The sequence below is a fragment of the Muricauda sp. MAR_2010_75 genome, from assembly GCF_000745185.1.
In the GTDB taxonomy this organism is placed as follows: Bacteria; Bacteroidota; Bacteroidia; order Flavobacteriales; family Flavobacteriaceae; genus Flagellimonas.
In genome coordinates, this window is record NZ_JQNJ01000001.1 from 4,164,316 (window position 1) to 4,182,024 (window position 17,709).

General features: G+C 42.0%; 19 protein-coding genes. 13 read left to right on the top strand and 6 right to left on the bottom strand.

What is annotated here, in order from left to right; translation table 11 throughout:
- Window positions 1-26: 26 nt before the first annotated feature.
- A complete protein-coding gene (gene rpmH / locus FG28_RS20515) occupies window positions 27-185 on the bottom strand; it encodes a 50S ribosomal protein L34 (protein WP_072882462.1) in 159 nt (52 codons plus the stop codon).
- Window positions 186-351: 166 nt separating this feature from the next.
- Between rpmH and FG28_RS18790 the strand changes: the two genes are divergently transcribed.
- Entirely contained in the window at window positions 352-867 is a 516-nt protein-coding gene (locus FG28_RS18790; RefSeq protein ID WP_036386881.1) for a hypothetical protein, read from the top strand.
- A gap of 243 nt (window positions 868-1,110) precedes the next feature.
- Here the strand turns inward: FG28_RS18790 and FG28_RS18800 are convergent, their stop codons facing one another.
- Together FG28_RS18800 and FG28_RS18805 are read right to left on the bottom strand one after the other, a co-directional pair.
- On the bottom strand, window positions 1,111-2,073 hold the full coding sequence (locus FG28_RS18800; RefSeq protein ID WP_036385566.1) for a lytic transglycosylase domain-containing protein: 963 nt from the start codon (window positions 2,071-2,073) through the stop codon (window positions 1,111-1,113).
- Window positions 2,074-2,122: 49 nt separating this feature from the next.
- Window positions 2,123-2,785 carry an alpha/beta fold hydrolase gene (locus FG28_RS18805; protein ID WP_036385574.1) on the bottom strand — a complete coding sequence of 221 codons (663 nt, stop codon included), beginning with the start codon at window positions 2,783-2,785 and terminating at the stop codon, window positions 2,123-2,125.
- A 162-nt stretch (window positions 2,786-2,947) separates the two neighbouring features.
- Here FG28_RS18805 and FG28_RS18810 point away from each other — a divergent pair, with 162 nt between their 5' ends.
- A complete protein-coding gene (locus FG28_RS18810) occupies window positions 2,948-3,241 on the top strand; it encodes a GNAT family N-acetyltransferase (RefSeq protein ID WP_036385576.1) in 294 nt (97 codons plus the stop codon).
- A 50-nt stretch (window positions 3,242-3,291) separates the two neighbouring features.
- On the opposite strand, the gene mtaB is transcribed toward FG28_RS18810, so the two are convergent.
- A complete protein-coding gene (gene mtaB / locus FG28_RS18815; RefSeq protein WP_036385577.1) occupies window positions 3,292-4,620 on the bottom strand; it encodes a tRNA (N(6)-L-threonylcarbamoyladenosine(37)-C(2))-methylthiotransferase MtaB in 1,329 nt (442 codons plus the stop codon).
- 218 nt (window positions 4,621-4,838) lie between these two features.
- Between mtaB and FG28_RS18820 the strand changes: the two genes are divergently transcribed.
- The 8 genes from FG28_RS18820 to FG28_RS18855 all read left to right on the top strand — a co-directional run bounded on the left by FG28_RS18820 (window position 4,839) and on the right by FG28_RS18855 (window position 12,742).
- Window positions 4,839-5,243: an AraC family transcriptional regulator gene (locus FG28_RS18820; RefSeq protein WP_036385578.1), complete on the top strand. Its 405-nt coding sequence runs from the start codon at window positions 4,839-4,841 to the stop codon at window positions 5,241-5,243.
- A 31-nt stretch (window positions 5,244-5,274) separates the two neighbouring features.
- Window positions 5,275-5,670: a VOC family protein gene (locus FG28_RS18825; RefSeq protein ID WP_036385579.1), complete on the top strand. Its 396-nt coding sequence runs from the start codon at window positions 5,275-5,277 to the stop codon at window positions 5,668-5,670.
- Window positions 5,671-5,861: 191 nt separating this feature from the next.
- A complete protein-coding gene (locus FG28_RS18830; RefSeq protein ID WP_036385580.1) occupies window positions 5,862-6,344 on the top strand; it encodes a DinB family protein in 483 nt (160 codons plus the stop codon).
- Window positions 6,345-6,519: 175 nt separating this feature from the next.
- Complete coding sequence (locus FG28_RS18835; protein ID WP_197062630.1) at window positions 6,520-7,416, top strand: hypothetical protein; 897 nt, start codon at window positions 6,520-6,522, stop codon at window positions 7,414-7,416.
- A gap of 99 nt (window positions 7,417-7,515) precedes the next feature.
- On the top strand, window positions 7,516-8,481 hold the full coding sequence (locus FG28_RS18840) for a D-glycerate dehydrogenase (protein ID WP_036385582.1): 966 nt from the start codon (window positions 7,516-7,518) through the stop codon (window positions 8,479-8,481).
- Window positions 8,482-8,550: 69 nt separating this feature from the next.
- Window positions 8,551-10,596 carry an amidohydrolase family protein gene (locus tag FG28_RS18845; protein WP_036385583.1) on the top strand — a complete coding sequence of 682 codons (2,046 nt, stop codon included), beginning with the start codon at window positions 8,551-8,553 and terminating at the stop codon, window positions 10,594-10,596.
- 132 nt (window positions 10,597-10,728) lie between these two features.
- Entirely contained in the window at window positions 10,729-11,601 is an 873-nt protein-coding gene (locus tag FG28_RS18850; protein WP_231562657.1) for an AraC family transcriptional regulator, read from the top strand.
- Between the two features lie 61 nt (window positions 11,602-11,662).
- Window positions 11,663-12,742, top strand: a complete 1,080-nt coding sequence (locus FG28_RS18855; RefSeq protein ID WP_036385584.1) for a family 16 glycoside hydrolase — start codon at window positions 11,663-11,665, stop codon at window positions 12,740-12,742.
- A gap of 1 nt (window position 12,743) precedes the next feature.
- Here the strand turns inward: FG28_RS18855 and FG28_RS18860 are convergent, their stop codons facing one another.
- Window positions 12,744-13,919, bottom strand: coding sequence for a GlmU family protein (locus FG28_RS18860; RefSeq protein WP_036385585.1), 1,176 nt, complete (start codon window positions 13,917-13,919; stop codon window positions 12,744-12,746).
- An 82-nt stretch (window positions 13,920-14,001) separates the two neighbouring features.
- On the bottom strand, window positions 14,002-14,271 hold the full coding sequence (locus tag FG28_RS18865) for a type B 50S ribosomal protein L31 (protein ID WP_036385586.1): 270 nt from the start codon (window positions 14,269-14,271) through the stop codon (window positions 14,002-14,004).
- 160 nt (window positions 14,272-14,431) lie between these two features.
- Here FG28_RS18865 and FG28_RS18870 point away from each other — a divergent pair, with 160 nt between their 5' ends.
- Genes FG28_RS18870 through FG28_RS18880 form a run of 3 tightly spaced genes read left to right on the top strand, consistent with a single transcriptional unit; the run spans window position 14,432 to window position 17,708 of the window.
- Window positions 14,432-14,953: a DUF4199 domain-containing protein gene (locus FG28_RS18870; RefSeq protein WP_036385587.1), complete on the top strand. Its 522-nt coding sequence runs from the start codon at window positions 14,432-14,434 to the stop codon at window positions 14,951-14,953.
- Between the two features lie 42 nt (window positions 14,954-14,995).
- Window positions 14,996-15,943, top strand: a complete 948-nt coding sequence (locus FG28_RS18875; protein WP_036385588.1) for a glycosyltransferase family 2 protein — start codon at window positions 14,996-14,998, stop codon at window positions 15,941-15,943.
- 58 nt (window positions 15,944-16,001) lie between these two features.
- The gene (locus FG28_RS18880) at window positions 16,002-17,708 is read left to right on the top strand and encodes a phospho-sugar mutase (RefSeq protein WP_036385589.1); all 1,707 of its coding nucleotides are present in this window, start codon (window positions 16,002-16,004) and stop codon (window positions 17,706-17,708) included.
- Window position 17,709 lies beyond the last annotated feature (1 nt).

Below are 17,709 nucleotides of genomic sequence, written 5' to 3' on the forward strand. Positions count from 1 at the left end.
TTTAATTTAAAACTATAATACAGTCATTATTTTTTATGTCTTGGCTCAGAGGAAACCGTTAATCTCTTTCTTCCCTTGGCCCTTCTTCTCGCAAGAACTTTTCTACCATTGGCAGTCGCCATGCGCTCCCTAAAACCATGCTTGTTTCTTCTCTTCCTTTTTGACGGCTGATACGTTCTTTTCATTTCGGAACTCTTTTAATGGATTTTGTTGCTGGGAAAATTCTTCCCGAAAAATTCTGGGCGCAAATATACGAAGACTTTTTATTTTGGCAAGTCAACCACAAAAATATTTAAATTAGTTTTTAGTACTTTTGCCAGCGCTAAACAAAAGGTAAAAATCAACTGGAATATGTTCAACAAAAACATTAAACTTGTTATCGCCGCATTGATCATTGGATATGCCGTTTATCAATTTATTGAAGGGTATATTGGCAACGGAATTGCCTTGATCCTGTTTTCGTTGATCTTCATTTTCCTTTATTTTAGGAACGAAATAATTTTGTTGGCCTTTCTACGGATGCGTAAACAGGACATGGAAGGCACCCAAAAGTGGTTGGACAAAATCAAAAACCCTTCCGCTGCCTTGATCAAAAAGCAGCAGGGCTACTACAACTACCTGCATGGTATTATTTATTCCCAAAAAAACCTTACCCAGGCGGAAAAGTACTTTAAACAGGCCCTAAAATTTGGTCTTACCATGGATTATGATGTGGCCATGACCAAATTGAGCTTGGCCGGAATTGCCATGCAAAAGCGCAGAAAGCGAGAGGCCACCCAGTTGCTTCAGGAAGCCAAGAAATTGGACAAGAACAACATGCTTACCGAACAGATCAAGATGATGCAGCAGCAGATGAAGAAAATCTAGTTGCAAAAATCCCAAATTATAAAAAGCTGCAGGCGGCAAATACCAAGTTCCTTTTTTTTTGGGATTTGGTGCTTGATTTTTGGTCAATCCGGGTTAAGCATTCATTAATCTGATCTGGATTTTTTAGTTGAAAAATGCTAACTTCACTTATCGGTCGATATAATTCATTTAAAAACGAATCATATCTTATAACGATAAAAGTGAACTCCAAAAACACTTACCTAAATTTCAAATAAGAATCCCCTACTGCCCCGCACTGGTACTGCGGTAATACCCCTTATTCGGGATTTCAATGCTGTACTTTTTTCGTGAAGCGTTGTTTAAATGCGGCTCGCGAAGCCAAGGGTTATGGCGTTTCAAAACTTTATAGTTTATTTCGTATAGTTCGGCAAAGTCGGCCCAATTGGTCACAGCAGAGTCAACTTCCACGGTAAAAGTGGGCACTTTTTCATACATATCTTCTTGTTCCAACTCAAAACCATATTTTTCGGGATGAGAAATGATTTCCTTAATGGCCAATATCCGAAATACATATCTTCCGGTCTCCTGCCCCAACAATAAGTCGTAGTAGTCGTCCACCTGCTGAATACCCATATACTTTTGGATTCCGGCGGGCCCAGCATTGTAAGCCGCTGCGGTCAAGGTCCAGCTACCAAAGCGTTCTTTCCATTTGTTCAAGTAATCGCAGGCCACTTGGGTAGATTTTTCCACATGGTAGCGCTCGTCCACATTATCGTTCACCTCCAAACCATACTCTTTTCCAGTGCCCTTCATAATCTGCCAAAAACCGGTTGCCCCTGCGGGGGAAACCAAATTTTCTAGACCACTTTCGGCCACGGCCAAGTATTTAAAATCATCTGGGATGCCATTCTTCTTCAATATAGGCTCAATAATTGGGAAATACTTATTGGCGCGTTTTATCAACAATACCGCATTAGATTGCCAATAGGTGTTCACCAAAAACTCACGGTCTACGCGCTCCATGATTTCTGGGTCTTCCTGTGGTACAGGCTCACCTGCAAAGTTTAGATCTTCTGGAATGTCTATGGCGCTGATCTGATAGGTATCCGCCACATTTTTATCCTTGGTCACAGGCTCCTTTACATTTGGGATTTCTTGCACCTCGCTCGACTGCACAGCAAAAATCAACGTACTAACCACAGCAACCAATCCTATTAAAGCTAATATATTTTTAAGGTATTTCATAGCAAATCATTTATTAGAGTACCGTAAAGATACTATTATAAAGACGAATTTATTCCAAAATAATTGTGGGGAGGTGTTCATTGAACCATCTTGCCCGATGTATGATCATGGTATGCGTTCCATTTTTCACCCTAATGCAATCGGTAATGTTTGCAATGGGAAAAACAGCATCCTTTTCTCCATGAATGTGAACCAAGTTTTTAGGAGGTTCGGTCTGTTTCCAATTTACAATTTGGTCTATGGACCAGTCAATGTAATATTTATCCCTAACCGAAAGATATTGCTCGTATAGATCCAACCGTTTGGTAACGGTTTCACCGAAAGCGTATTTGGCTAAAAGTTCCACATTGTTCACCAGTCCTGTGGGCAATAATTTATGAACTTTGGTGTACTTTGCAAAAAGCATCCGCTTAGGCAATTCCTCTTTCGTTTTAACACAAGAGACCGCTATTACTTTTTTAGTTTGAATTATTCTTGCCATTTCCTGTACCAACATTCCCCCAAAAGAGACACCTATAAGCACAGGGTTCTTGTGTTTGATTTTTTCGCACATCTCTTGGGCATAATCCGCCAAGGTCATGCCTTTTTCGGGAAGAAACCACTCCAAAGTATGGGTCTCAAAAGTGGCTTCAGGAAGTTGTATTCCATCAAAAATGGATGGATTGGCAGCCATCCCTGGCATGAAGTAGACATGGATTTTATTGTCGGACATTTCACACCAAATATCGATAAGGTCTAGGAAATTAACAATATTTTGACTAATTTTGTATCCCTTTTGTAACTAACCCCGCCTATTTGAACACATTTTATAACAGGGGAAACAACAAATTACCGTTTTGGTAATTGCACGGTGTCAATTTAAAAACAGTACTATATGACAGAAATGGAAATTAACGACAATAGTTTCTTGCGTCAATTTGAAACTAGGGTCAACGGGCATTTAGCCAAAATTGAATACTCTTCCCAAGAGCGTAAAGTATTTTTGACCAAGCTGGTAATTCCAGAAGAAATCACGCAGGAAGGCTTTAAAGAAGCCTTTATCAAAGCCGTTCTAAATGAGATTCAAGAGAAAAACCTTAGGGTAGTACCAACAAGCCCACATATAGCTGGTTTTTTGAGAAAGAACAGACAATACAAAGAGATGCTTCCCGTAGGCATCCGTATCTGACCAACCAAAACCAAAAAGATTTTGAACCTCTCAGCGATGAGAGGTTTTTTTTATGCCGATATTGAAGCGGAAACAAACTCAAATCGCACCAAACCATCCTCATCGATTTCGGTGAGCTCCACTTGGTGCAGGGTATTCACCAATTCTGGGTTCCAGGGTGCCTTTACCTTTACATAGTTTTCGGTGAACCCATGAATGTAGCCAGATTTGTTCTCGCCTTCAAACAAAACGGTCCTAACCGCACCCAGCTGGCTTTCGTAGAAAGCCCTTCTCTTTTTGGCCGATAGTCCACGGAGCATCTTACTGCGCTTGCTTCGTACTTTCTTGGGGACTACTTGGTCCATCTCGGCTGCCAAGGTATTGTCCCGTTCCGAATAGGTGAACACATGCAGGTAGGAAATGTTCAACTCATTTAGAAAATGATAGGTTTCCAAAAAATGTTCATCAGTTTCCCCAGGGAAGCCCACAATTACATCCACCCCAATACAGGCATGGGGCATGGTCTCTTTAATGCGCTTTACCCGGTCCACATAGAGATTGGACAAATAGCGACGGCGCATCAGCTTTAAGATGGCATCGCTACCACTTTGGAGAGGGATATGGAAATGCGGCACAAAGGAATTGCTCTGGGCCACAAAATCTATGGTTTCGTTCTTCAAAAGATTGGGCTCAATGGACGAAATACGTAACCGATGAATCCCAATGATTTGGTCCAAGGCCTTTACCAAATCCAAAAAAGTATGTTCATGCCGTTTATTGCCAAATTCGCCTTTGCCATAATCGCCAATGTTTACACCTGTCAACACGATTTCCTTAATATCCTTAGAGGCTATCTCCTTGGCATTCAGTAAAACATTCTCCAAAGTATCACTACGTGATATGCCTCGAGCTAAAGGAATGGTGCAATAGGTACATTTGTAATCGCAACCATCCTGCACCTTTAAAAAAGCACGGGTACGATCACCAATGGCATAACTGCCCACGTAAAAGTCGGCCTCCTCAATCTCGCACGAATGCACCTCACCTTTATCATTTTTGGCCAAATCGTTTAAGTAATCGGTGATTTTGAATTTTTCAGTCGCTCCCAGAACCAAGTCAACGCCATCAACAGCAGCCAATTCCTCAGGTTTCAATTGGGCATAACAGCCCACAGCGGCCACAAAAGCATCAGGATTGCCCTTTTGCGCCTGTTTTACGATGGTCTTAAACCGCTTATCCGCATTCTCGGTTACTGAGCAAGTGTTGATCACATAAATGTCCGCTTTTTCGGAAAAGTCCACCCGCTCAAAGTCCTCCTTTTCAAAACTTCGTGCAATCGTGGAAGTCTCGGAAAAGTTGAGTTTGCAACCCAGTGTATAGAAAGCGACTTTTTTGCTCATTGACCAACTTCTTGTTTTGGGCGGCAAAGATAATGATTTGTTGAGAGTTATGGTAGAGGTTTTGGGGTTTGCTCAATACTTCTCGGGCTACATTAGAACTTTACTCATTTTCTGCTAACTTCGTTACATGTGCTGAATTCATTTCAGTATCGGTCGATATAAATCATTGAAGCGAATCATATCTTATACCATTGGCAGTAATGTAGAAAAATGCAAAAATGACATTTTACGAAAAAGAACTTAATAGGATAAATGGTATTATTTACTCAAACCAAGAGCAAATAGAAACCGTGATTGGAGTTAGAAGTTATATCGACAATAACTTTGACAAAGATCTGAATTTGGATTTATTATCCCGTTTTCGTTTCGTATCCAAGTATCATTTATTGCGATTATTCAAAAAACATTATGGTCTCACCCCAAAACAGTACTTAATAGACAAACGAATTGAAAAATCTAAAGAACAGCTGATAAATGGAATGTCGGTAACGGAAACCTGTTTTGCTGTTGGCTTTGAAAGTTTAGGGTCGTTCAGCATTTTATTTAAAACCAAAACGGGAAAATCACCTTCTGAATTTCAAAAAGAGCAACTTTCAAGAAGCAAATTAGATTCAGGGTTCTGAACTTTGGAAAACAAATAAAAAAATATCAAAGATGAAAGTAACACTGATTAGCATTCCCGTTCGAGACCAAGAAAAGGCACTAAAATTTTATACAGAAATACTTGGATTCATAAAAAAGAAAGACAAACCATTAGAAGGTGGAAATAGATGGCTGACTTTAATTTCCAAAGAGGCTCAAGATGGGCCAGAATTGTTGTTAGAACCAGCACCAAATCATTTTGAACCATCAAAAGTCTATCAAGATGCATTGATGGAAGCTGGAATTCCATACACTCAGTTTGATGTTGAAAATGTTGATGCGGAATATGAGCGATTAACAAAACTTGGAGTAGAATTTAGTATTAAGCCATCTAAGATGGGAACGTGGAAGTATGCAGTATTTAACGATACCTGCGGGAATAATATTGAACTTGTGGAAGAGTTATAAAACACTACTGCCAACAAAGAATTGAGTTAAAAAACAAGTCTTTTACGCCAATTTTGATACATAATTCTCATCATAGGGCAGCCTTGATTTTGCAATTGCAAATGCCTGCTTCAACAGTTTGTTCCAGACCAATAACGAAATCCCTGTTTTCATCCTAAAACTTCAACAGCTTTTTTAAACTAAATGCATCTATGAAATATTTATTCAACTACAATTGGAAAGTCCGTGATGAATGGTTTGCGGTGTTGCAGAAGGTTCCCCATGAAGAACTTATTAAACAACGAACAGGTGGCTTGGGGAATGTGCTCCATACCCTTTATCACATCGTAGTTGTTGAGCATAACTGGATTTGCGATCTTAAAGGAACGTCCATCTTGGATTTGGGTTTTTCTAACTTCGATCAATTGGATAAAATTATTGACTTGTCCCAAAAACTCCATGTTGATGTAGAAGCGTATCTCAAGGATTGGCACGAATCACTTGAGTTTAAGGTGCTCCATATGGATTTTCCGGCCTCCTCCATCCATTGCACCTATGGAGAAGCGTTGCGACATGTCATCGCTCATGAAATACACCATATGGGACAACTCTCGGTTTGGGCTCGGGAAATGGGGATACAACCAGTAAGCAGTAACCTCATACATAGAGGAATTATGGCACAAACCTCAAATTGATTGAAGGGCCATAACAAACAGAAAGGTTTTTAAACTCCATTAAACATACTTAAGCATTTAGTAACCAATGCTTTTAGAATTTTAAAAATCACTGGCACTTTTGCATCCGCTTCGAAAAATTTAGTATCTTCATTTTATGAAGTGTTATTTTTACATTTGTTTTTCAATCCTTTTTTTGCTCATTTCATGCGGTAGTGATGACAACAGCACCGAAAGATTCATTACTGATCCTCGGGATGGACAACAATATAAATGGAGTGACTTCAACGGAACGGCTTGGCTTACTGAAGACCTTCAATTCAATGGAAAAGCCACCTACACCTTTTATGAAGCACTTTCTGCTTGTCCTGAGGGGTGGGAGTTAGCCACCAGCGAAGATTGGAAAGCATTGGCCAAAAACAGTGGCGGTTATTATTTTTATGAAACCACCGTGGGTGACCCAAAAGAAGGATTTACAAATTTAGTGGACGCCTCTGGGTTTAACGCCACTTCTGATGCTAATTACTGGACCGCCACCCCAGCTTGGGAAGAATCGTTTACCATACGCTCTGCATTCGTGGGCTTTTTCCCAGCAGATTATGGGGGTATTGGAAATCCACCTGCGGTAGTTGTGGGGCCTAACCTAAAGTCGTTCTCCATGCGGTGCCGTTGTGTCAAGAAAGATGCTGCCAATACAGGTGCTTTTGAATTTCAATCGGGCAATACAAGCTATGATTTTAGCGACTATTTCAATTATTCAGAAACCAATGGCGTTCTCACAATTCATGCATACCATCTTGATGGTGCCAATGATGAGGAATGGATACAGTTAACCATAAACTTGGACGACTTTCTTGCGGATGGTGGTCAAACGGCTTCCGGACACCTTCGATATATCGTCACGGAGGAATTGTCTGAATTTTCCAATAGTACCAAGACATTTATTGCTGAGGAATTAGAGCTCTCCATTACCGATTACAATACGGATCATATTGAAGGGACGTTCTCCTGTATTTTGGTTGAAAGTGGCAACAATTCTTCTGACACCATTCCAGTGACCAATGGAACTTTTTCCGTTACATTGGGTAACTAAATACGCCTAAGAGCAACTCTATTTGTACCATCTATCCAAAGCCCATCAAAAAAAATCCAAAAACTGTATCTTTAACCTTAAACAGCAGCCTAAACCCATATGCCCAAAAAAGTTTTTCTCAGTCTAAAGTACCCCCAGCTTGCCATTAATATGCTGAAAGAAGCTGGATTCGACATTACCATCAACGAAAGCAATAACCCCGTTCCCCAAGACGAGCTGATCAACATCTGTCAAGAGTACGATGCTCTCCTTAGCACAGGCTCCAACAAAATTGATGCGCATTTCTTGAAAAGTTGTCAGCATTTGGACGTCATTTCACAATTTGCCGTGGGCTACGATAATATTGATGTACAAGCCGCCAAACAATTTGGCATCGTCATTGGAAATGCCCCAGGCGCCATGACCGAAGCCACTGCGGATGTGGCCTTTGGGCTTATGATCATGGTCTCCCGAAAAATGGCATACATGCACAAAACCATTGAAAAAGGCCAATGGCAGCACTTTGTTCCCACCGCCAATCTCGGTTTTGAGCTTGATGGCAAAACCTTGGGAGTCTTTGGGTTGGGAACCATAGGCATGGTCATGGCCAAACGCTGCAAAGCCGCTTATGGGATGGATATCATTTATCACAATAGGTCCAGAAATCATGAGGCCGAGGACACACTCAATGCAAAATATGTATCCCTTGAGGAGCTTTTGACCCAAAGTGATGTTATCTCCGTGCACAGCAATCTTACCGAAGAAACCAAAGGCTTATTTGGAAAGGATGCCTTTGCCAAAATGAAAAACAGTGCCATTTTTATCAATACTGCCCGAGGCGGCATTCATAACGAAACAGAATTGGTCGAAGCCCTGAAAACGGGTTCCATTTGGGGTGCAGGCCTTGATGTAACCAATCCCGAACCCATGCAGCCCAACAATCCCTTGCTTCAAATGGAAAACGTGGCCGTACTGCCCCATATTGGCTCCTCAACGGTGGAAGCCCGTAATGAAATGGCCCGGATGTCCGCCCAAAACATCATAGATTTCTACAAAACAGGCAAAATACCCTATCCCGTAACTTAGTTGGAAACAAACAGGGCTGTTGTATTGCCTAAAAATCCATAACTTCAGCAAGACTAAAATCCGACTTATATGAAACTCCGTTTACTGCTTTTTAGCTTAATTGTTCTAGCAGGTTATTCCTGTAAAAAGGAACCCACCTCCTCATTGGCCAATTACCAAGGGGACGAAACCTACTCCGTTATTGTGGGTGAAAACAAGGTGGGCCATCTGAAAACCAACATTTCTGGGGACACCATCAATATTGATTACGATTACAAGAACAATGGTCGTGGGCCCACCATGAAGGAAACCATTGTTCTCAATGCCGAAGGTTTCCCGACAAGCTGGGAAGTTACTGGAAATACCACTTTTGGCAATGCGGTTGATGAACACTTTTTGTTGGAAGGTGAAAATGCCACTTGGACCGATGCTACTGGTTCGGGAAGTGCCACGCTCGAAGAGCCTCAACTGTATGTCAATCAATTTGGGAGCCCCTACTCCACCGTTTTGGCAGCCCGATTGTTACTGAAAGCTCCAGATAATACACTACCGGTTCTCCCAGCGGGAAATTTAACCCTTACCAAAATGGAAGATTTTACCGTACCAAATACTTCGGATAATGGAGAATTGGCATTGACTACCTATGCCTTATCCGGCGCAGACCTTGACCCGTCCTATTTTATCTTGGATAATGCCCAAAAGTTCTTTGCGTTTATTTCACCACGCTACATTGTGATTCGTGAAGGTTTTGAAGCGGTTGAAAAAGACATGCGCCAACTGGCCGAAAACTATTCCGCTGCGCGTTATGAAAACATCCAAAAGGAATTTGCCCACAATTACGAGGGCGAGGTTCGTATCCGCAATGTACGGGTTTTTGATCCCAAGACGCTATCCTTGACCGACCCGGTCTCCGTGGTGGTGGAAGGCGAAAAAATCATCGGCATTGAAGCTGCCGATGCCTCGGTAGAAGGTGAAGTGGAAATTGAAGGGAACGGTGGCACTTTGGTTCCCGGTCTTTTTGAAATGCATGCCCACACGGGAGACGAAGGTGCTTTGCTGAATGTTTTGGCCGGAGTGACCTCGTTCCGGGATATGGGAAATGATAATGAGGTACTTACCAGTCTTATCGGAAAAATTGAATCTGGGGTGCTTGCCGGTCCTCGTGTAACCCGACTGGGCTTTATTGAAGGGAAGAGTCAGTATAACGCCAACAATGGTATTGTGGTAGAAAGCAAGGAAGAAGCCCTGGCTGCTGTCGATACCTATGACAGCTTAGGATTTTACGGAATAAAACTTTACAATAGCATGAATGGCGATTGGGCTCCCGACATTGTGAAAAAAGCCCATGCTAAAGGGATGTTTGTGACAGGTCACGTTCCTGCCTTTTCCAATGCCAATGCCATGTTGAAAGCGGGTTTTGATGAAATGACCCACCTCAACCAAACCATGTTGGGCTGGGTTTTGGAGCCCGATGAGGACACCCGTACCTTATTACGTCTCACGGCTTTGAAGCGCTTACCCGATTTGGATTTGAACAGCCCAGAAGTGCAAGAAACCTTGGATTTATATGTGGCCAATAACACCGCTTCGGACCCCACTTTAGCCATCCATGAAATGTTGATGCTCTCCCGAAATGGGGAGGTAACCCCGGGAGCCGTGGATTATGTAGACCACATGCCCCCCAACGAACAACGTAGCCTAAAAGTGGCACTCGCACAAATTGCAGATGAGGAAGAGGACAAGGCCTATCGCGAAGCCTACGCCAAAATCGTGGAAACCTTGAAGATGATGAAGGACAAAGGCATCTTCATCGTAGCAGGAACCGACTTGGGTGGTGCGTTTAATCTACACCGCGAGTTGGAATTGTATCACGAACAATTGGGCTACACCCCAGCCGAACTCCTAAAATTGGCTTCCTACGACATGGCCAAATACTTGGGAAAAGAGGATTTGGGCAGCATTGAGCCCGGTAAACTGGCCGATTTCTTTTTAGTGCCCGGTAATCCTGTGGAAGATATCAAGGCCATTAAGACCATTGCATTGGTCTCCAGAGGGGGTACCTTCTACTACCCTACTGAGGTTTACCCTGCTTTTGGAATTACCCCATTCACAGAAAAACCTCAAGTGAAGGAATAACCTTTTGCCATACAATTTTTTAAAGCCAGTGGTGCTTTTGCTACTGGCTTTTTTAATGGATGGAATACCCTTCCAGAGTCATCTCCAACAATCAGTTATCTTTGAAGTTGATACAGCTAAACCTAAAACACATTGCGGGAATTTCACTTTATCAAAGAAAAATATGGTTTTGAACTGTTGATGGACCTCCACAAGTTCGAGGATAACTCCAATGTTTTTTTTGAGCCAGACCCACATATCACCAATTTCTTCGAAATCTTTGTCTTTGAGCAGGGTAATGGCTCCATAGAACTCAATGGCCATTATCTGGATGTTGGCAGCTATACACTGTTCTTTACTTCACCTTATCAAAAAAAAAGTTGCCGTATTGACCGAAATTCTGTAAGAGGTTTCCATTTGGTCTTTCAAAATGATTTTTTGACCAATTTTTTTGAGGACAAGCTATTTGTTTACCGTTTGCAATACTTTTATAATGCCCTTTACCCACAATACCTACAAATTTCTCCAAGGGAATACCAACTCATCCAGACCTTATTTGATGAGATTGTGGCCGAAATCCAAAACTTTCAAAAGGATAGCCTTCATCTTATTAGACCGCTACTCTATTTTGCCTTGTCCAAATTGAATCGTCTGTACTCCAAAGTTTACAAATTATCACATGAGACCCATTCAGAGTCGAACATATATCGATTTAAGGAAGCCTTGGAGATTCATATACGCCGACACCATGCCGTTGGCGATTATTGCCGCCTCCTAAATATGACCCGCCACCAATTGAACCAAGTTACAAAGGCCTATTTTGGACGTACTTCCAAAGATGTCATCCAATTCCGGTTACTGCAAGAAGTACAGATGGAACTACGCTACACCAATCATACAATTTCTGAAATTGCCCACGACCTTCAATTTAGTGATCCCAACAATCTAACACGCTTTTTTACCCGATTATCTGGACAGTCTCCAAGAGCATATAGACTTAATTACCAAAATGATAGGTATTTATAACAAATTGATACGTAGGGAGCCATAAAAACACAGCAATTTTGTACTATCAAAAAACGAAAAAATGATTCTTCTACGAACAACTCTGCTCTTCAGTGTTTTTTTTATTGCACATCAAATGTTGGCGCAAACAAAGGAAACTATCCCCATGCAATCCAATTATTGGAGCATCACTGATGGGGGAAGCATTTCTTTTGAGACTTTTGACGGTAGGGAAACCATGGTCTTGGACGGTAAGGCCGTGGTCAAGGATATGGACTTTTCCAATGGAACCCTTGAAGTGGACGTGTACGCCAATACCATTCGTAGCTTTGCAGGATTTGTTTTCAGGAAACAAGCAGGTACCATGGAAGAAGTATACATGCGTATGCACAAATCGAGACAGCCCGATGCAGTTCAATACACTCCCACCTATAACGGTGAGAGCAACTGGCAATTGTATAGGGAGTATCAAGCCAATGTAATTTTCAAAGAAACAGGATGGAACAGCTTACGGGTCGAAGTAAAGAATCAAACAGCGGAGATATATGTGAACAATAAGAAAGTTTTACAGGTCAACGACCTGAAATCTGGCAATCTTTTAGGGGAAATTGGGATTTTTGCGCTGTTCGGTAACCGGTTTTCCAATTTTCGGGTTACACAAACGGGAAAAGCTAAGCTACAAAAGAGTCAATCCACTACTGAAACTGAACCGGGAGTCATTACGGAATGGAACATTACTGATGCCTTGCCTTATTTGGAAGATCAACTCTTATTCAATGATTTCGCCAAAGCCAAAACCACTAAAGTAACTACAGAAAAATCAGGATTGTTGCCTATATCCAAATATATGGCCAAGCCTACTTCTGGCAATTTTGAAGACAACAAAGAAGCCTACACTGTAGCATCGCACATCCTTACAGTTGAAGAAGAACAAACCAAATTATTCTCTTTTGACTACAGTGATAAAATCATGGTATTTTTAAATGGGGAATTGCTTTATTATGGAAACAATGCATTTCGATCCAAAGGCAATCAATTTCAAGGTCATTTGGGCCTAGATGTCAATAAATTGCCGCTTCATCTGAACAAAGGAACAAACACACTCCATTGCGTTGTAATTGACAAAGCCAACGGATGGGGGTTGATTGGCAAGATAGAATAGGTTAGTACTTCCGCCACTTTTGGGTCAGTTCAAAAACGTGCTCCAAAATCTGGGCTTCGGTCTCAGTAAACTCCACATTGCGGCGTTTCATCATGGCTTCGGCCACCTCAAAGGCCTTGTTGGTTTTAAATGCTGTAAATCCTGAGGCACCGCCCCAACTAAAACTAGGGATAAAGTTTCTGGGATACCCACTACCAAAAATATTGACACTTACCCCTACCACCGTTCCGGTATTGAACATGGTATTGATGCCGCATTTGCTATGGTCGCCCATCATCAAACCGCAAAATTGCAGTCCGGTTCTGGCAAAACCTTCGGTTTGATAACTCCACAAACGAACAGGAGCGTAATTGTTCTTCATGTTGGAGGTGTTGGTATCCGCACCCAAATTGCACCACTCGCCCAGTACGGAATTCCCTAAAAATCCTTCGTGCCCTTTATTGGAATACGCAAACAAGACCGAATTGTTGACCTCGCCACCCAATTTACAGCCTGGTCCGGCTGTGGTGGGGCCGTAAATCTTCGCGCCCATCTTTAAAATAGCACCTTCGCAAAGTGCTAAACCACCACGAACAATACAGCCTTCCATAATCTCGGCATTCTTGCCCATGTAAATAGGCCCCGTGGATGCATTTAAAATACTGAACTCTACCTTGGCACCCTCTTCCAAAAAAATGTTTTCCGGGTTCAACACTTGGTTGGTACTGGAAATGGGTTGGCTCTTTCGTCCGGTGGTCAGGATATCATAATCGGATTGGAGTGCTTCTCCATTTTTCGAGAAAATATCCCACGTGTTTTTTATCGTCAACCCTTTGGGTTGATAGGAAATGATGGTATAGTTGGAAACATCAAACACAGTTTCCACAGTCCCGGTCCCGTAAGCGATGCAAGTGTCCCCATCCATCAAGGCCTCCCCTAGTTGAAGTTTTTGGATGGCTTTCACCAAATCCAGATTTGGAAGATAGCTGGCGTTGATGACCACATTTTCTGAGGAAGTTTTCAACGGAAATTTTGTTGAAAGGTAGTCCTCCGTTTTTACACTGACCGAGACATTCAAGCATTTTTCCCATTTCTCACGAATGGTTAAAATACCCACCCGTATTTCAGCCACAGGCCTAGTAAACGTAAAGGGAAATAGGGCTTCTCTATGGATTCCGTCTGATAGAATGTAGTTCATGGATCAGTGTTGATGGTATAAAAATAAAAAACGCCCCTGAAAATCATCAGGAGCGTCCATATATTTCGTCAAAAAGAGTGACCTACTCGGCCTTCTTCTCTTCTTTGCTGAATTTCTTGTACTTGTTCTTGAACTTATCAATCCTACCAGCGGTATCCACCAATTTGGTTTTACCAGTGTAATAAGGGTGCGAAGTTCTAGAAATCTCCAACTTTACCAAAGGATACTCCTCACCATCAACCGTGATGGTTTCTTTGGCCTCGGCAGTTGATTTAGTGATGAACACATCGTCATTGGACATGTCTTTGAAAGCCACTAATCTATAATTTTCTGGGTGTATGCCTTTTTTCATCGTCTTAACTACTTATTCTCAGATTTTTCGAGGTGCAAATTTAAGGATTTCTTTGATTCCTCCAACTGAAAAAAGAAAAAAAGAAAAAAACTACCTTTAAGTGTAACAAATTTCCCCCTTGGTTCACTAATTAACTATAATCAACACTAAAAATAAACAAATGGAAGAACAACAACCAAAAGCCAGTAAATTTATGCTGAACTATGGCCTTATTTTAGGTTTGGTCTCAGTTGTTTTCGGGGTAATGCTCTACACCCAGAAAATGCATTATGAAATGAGTACGCCCGTAATCGTTATTTCAATCTTGTTGAGCGTAGCGGCCATTTTCCTTGGCATCAATGCGTACAAAAAAGCAAACGGAGGGTATCTGACCATTTCCGAGGGCCTAAAAATAGGCGTAGGCATAGCCTTGGTTTCTGCCATCATCTCTTTACTTTACCAGTATCTGCTCGTCAATTTTATTGAGCCGGATTTTATGGACAAAGCCTTAGAATTGGCTAAACCCAAAGCTTTTGAACAATATCCTTCAATGACGGAGGAACAATGGGAGCAAAGTGCGGCCATGCAGAAAAATTTGGGTTGGCTACGCTACCCGATAGGTTTAATCTTCAGTTGTGTCATTGGTTTGGTCGTTGGCCTTATCACTGGGCTCATCCTTAAAAAATCCAAGTCGGAATACTAAACCAAAAAATACTACTTTTGAAAGGAATTCGAGAAACAAGCAATGCAAATCTCCATTGTAATTCCTTTACTTAACGAGCAAGAGTCGCTTAACGAACTACATGATTGGATTGTACGTGTAATGCAATCCAATCATTTTTTATATGAAATCATTTTTATCGACGATGGCAGTACCGATGGCTCATGGGAGACCATTAAAGAGCTTTCGGAAAAAAATGAGCATGTAAAAGGTATTCGGTTCTTAAAGAATTACGGGAAGTCGCAGGCCTTGCACGCCGGTTTTAAAGCTGCTGAAGGAGATGTGGTCATCACCATGGATGCCGACCTTCAGGATAATCCCGAAGAGATTCCAGAACTCTATGAATTGATCACCAACGGAGGCAACCATATCGTTTCCGGCTGGAAAAAGAAACGGTACGACTCCGTCATCACCAAAAACATTCCTTCCAAACTCTTTAATTGGGCTGCCCGAAGAACTTCCGGTGTTAAACTACACGATTTTAATTGTGGCCTCAAGGCCTTTAATGGGCAGGTTGTAAAAAACATTGATGTGCATGGCGAAATGCACCGGTATATCCCCGTATTGGCCAAAAATGCAGGTTTTTCTAAAATCACAGAGAAAGTTGTGCAGCACCAAGCCCGAAAATACGGCACTACCAAGTTTGGAGCAGAACGTTTCATCAACGGATTTTTGGATTTGATCACCATTTGGTTCGTATCCAAATTTGGCCGCCAGCCCATGCATCTTTTTGGGGCTCTGGGCGTTCTCATGTTCATTGTAGGATTTGGATTTGCCCTCTATCTGGGCATTGATAAATTATTTTTGAATCCCACCGGGCGATTGATCACGGAGCGACCTCAGTTTTTCATCGCCCTAACCGCCATGATCATAGGAACACAGCTTTTTTTGGCAGGTTTTATTGGGGAAATCATGGTACGATCCCGAAAAAATGACACCCGCTATTCCATTTCCGATAAAATAAACATTTAGCATCTCCAAAACTGATAATCTTTGTATTTTTAAACCATACTAAACAAGCATATTCTATATGGATTCCATTACATCTGCAGCGCAAGCTTGGTTAACCGATTTTTTCGACGAAAACACCAAAAAGGAAATTCAATACCTTCTGGAAAACGATACGGAAGAACTTAAGGAACGTTTCTACAAGGATTTGGAGTTTGGTACCGGAGGGATGCGTGGTATAATGGGCGTTGGAACCAATAGAATCAACAAATATACCTTGGGGAAAAATACCCAGGGACTCAGCAATTATCTTAAAAAATCTTATACCGATAGCGACATCAAAGTGGTAATTGCCTATGATTGCAGACACAATTCGGACACCTTGGCTAGAACCGTGGCCGAAGTTTTCTCGGCCAATGGTATTAGAGTCCATTTATTTCCCGAGCTACGTACTACTCCAGAGCTTTCCTTTGCAGTACGCCATTTGGGCTGCCATGCCGGAATTGTATTGACCGCTTCACACAACCCACCGGAATACAACGGCTACAAGGTCTATTGGGCCGATGGGGGGCAAATTGTACCTCCTCAGGATGACGAGATCATTGCTGAAATCAATTCACTGTCTTTTGAGGACATCAAATTTAAGGCTGATGAAAGCCTAATTCATCTAATCGGTGAGGAAGTGGACGAAGCCTTTTTTGATGCTTCCGTAAAAAATGGAAGTTTTGATGCCAAGGGAAAAGACAACTTCAAAATCGTTTTCACTTCCCTGCACGGAACATCCATCACGGCCATTCCCGAAGTGTTGAAGCGTGCCGGCTACAACAATGTCACCATTATAGAAGAACAGGCAAAACCTGACGGCGGCTTTCCAACCGTAAAATCACCCAACCCCGAAGAACCCGAAGCTTTGGCCATGGCCATTAAAAAAGCAGAAGAAATCGGTGCAGATATGGTCGTTGGTACCGACCCAGATAGTGACCGGCTCGGGATTGCTGTGCGAAATTTGGAGGGCAAGATAGAACTGCTCAATGGAAACCAGACCATGGTCCTTATGACCAAGTTCCTTCTAGACCAATACAAAGAAAAAGGCTTCAAAGGCAACGAATTTATTGCCACCACCATTGTTTCCACACCTATGATGGAGCAAATGGCCAAAGCCTATGGCGTAGAGTATAAAACTGCACTTACAGGCTTTAAATGGATTGGAAAAATGATCAAGGATTTCCCCAATTCCAAATTTATTGGAGGCGGTGAAGAAAGCTTTGGCTATATGGTGGGCGACTTTGTCCGGGACAAGGATGCGGTCACCTCTACCCTACTCGCTTGCGAGATTGCCTCCAACGCAAAAGCCAATGGTAGTTCTTTCTACAAAGACCTTATCGATTGCTATGTACACTTCGGTTTTTACAAGGAAAAGTTGATTTCCCTAACCAAAAAAGGCATGAGCGGTGCCGAGGAAATCAAGCAAATGCTCAAAGATTTTAAAGAAAATCCCGTGGAATCCGTACAAGGTTCAAAATTGTTATGGATTGAGGATTACAATACGTCAATTGCCAAAAATGTACAGACTGGGGAGGAACGTACCATGCACTTGCCCAAGTCCAACGTATTGATCTATGAAACGGAAGATGGTACCCGAATTGCGGCCAGACCTAGCGGTACCGAGCCCAAAGTAAAGTTCTACATCAGCACCAATGCAAAATTAGCTAAGGCCGAGGATTATAAATCCGTAAATTCGCAGTTGGATACCAAAATTGATGGCATCCTTTCTGAACTGAATTTGTAGG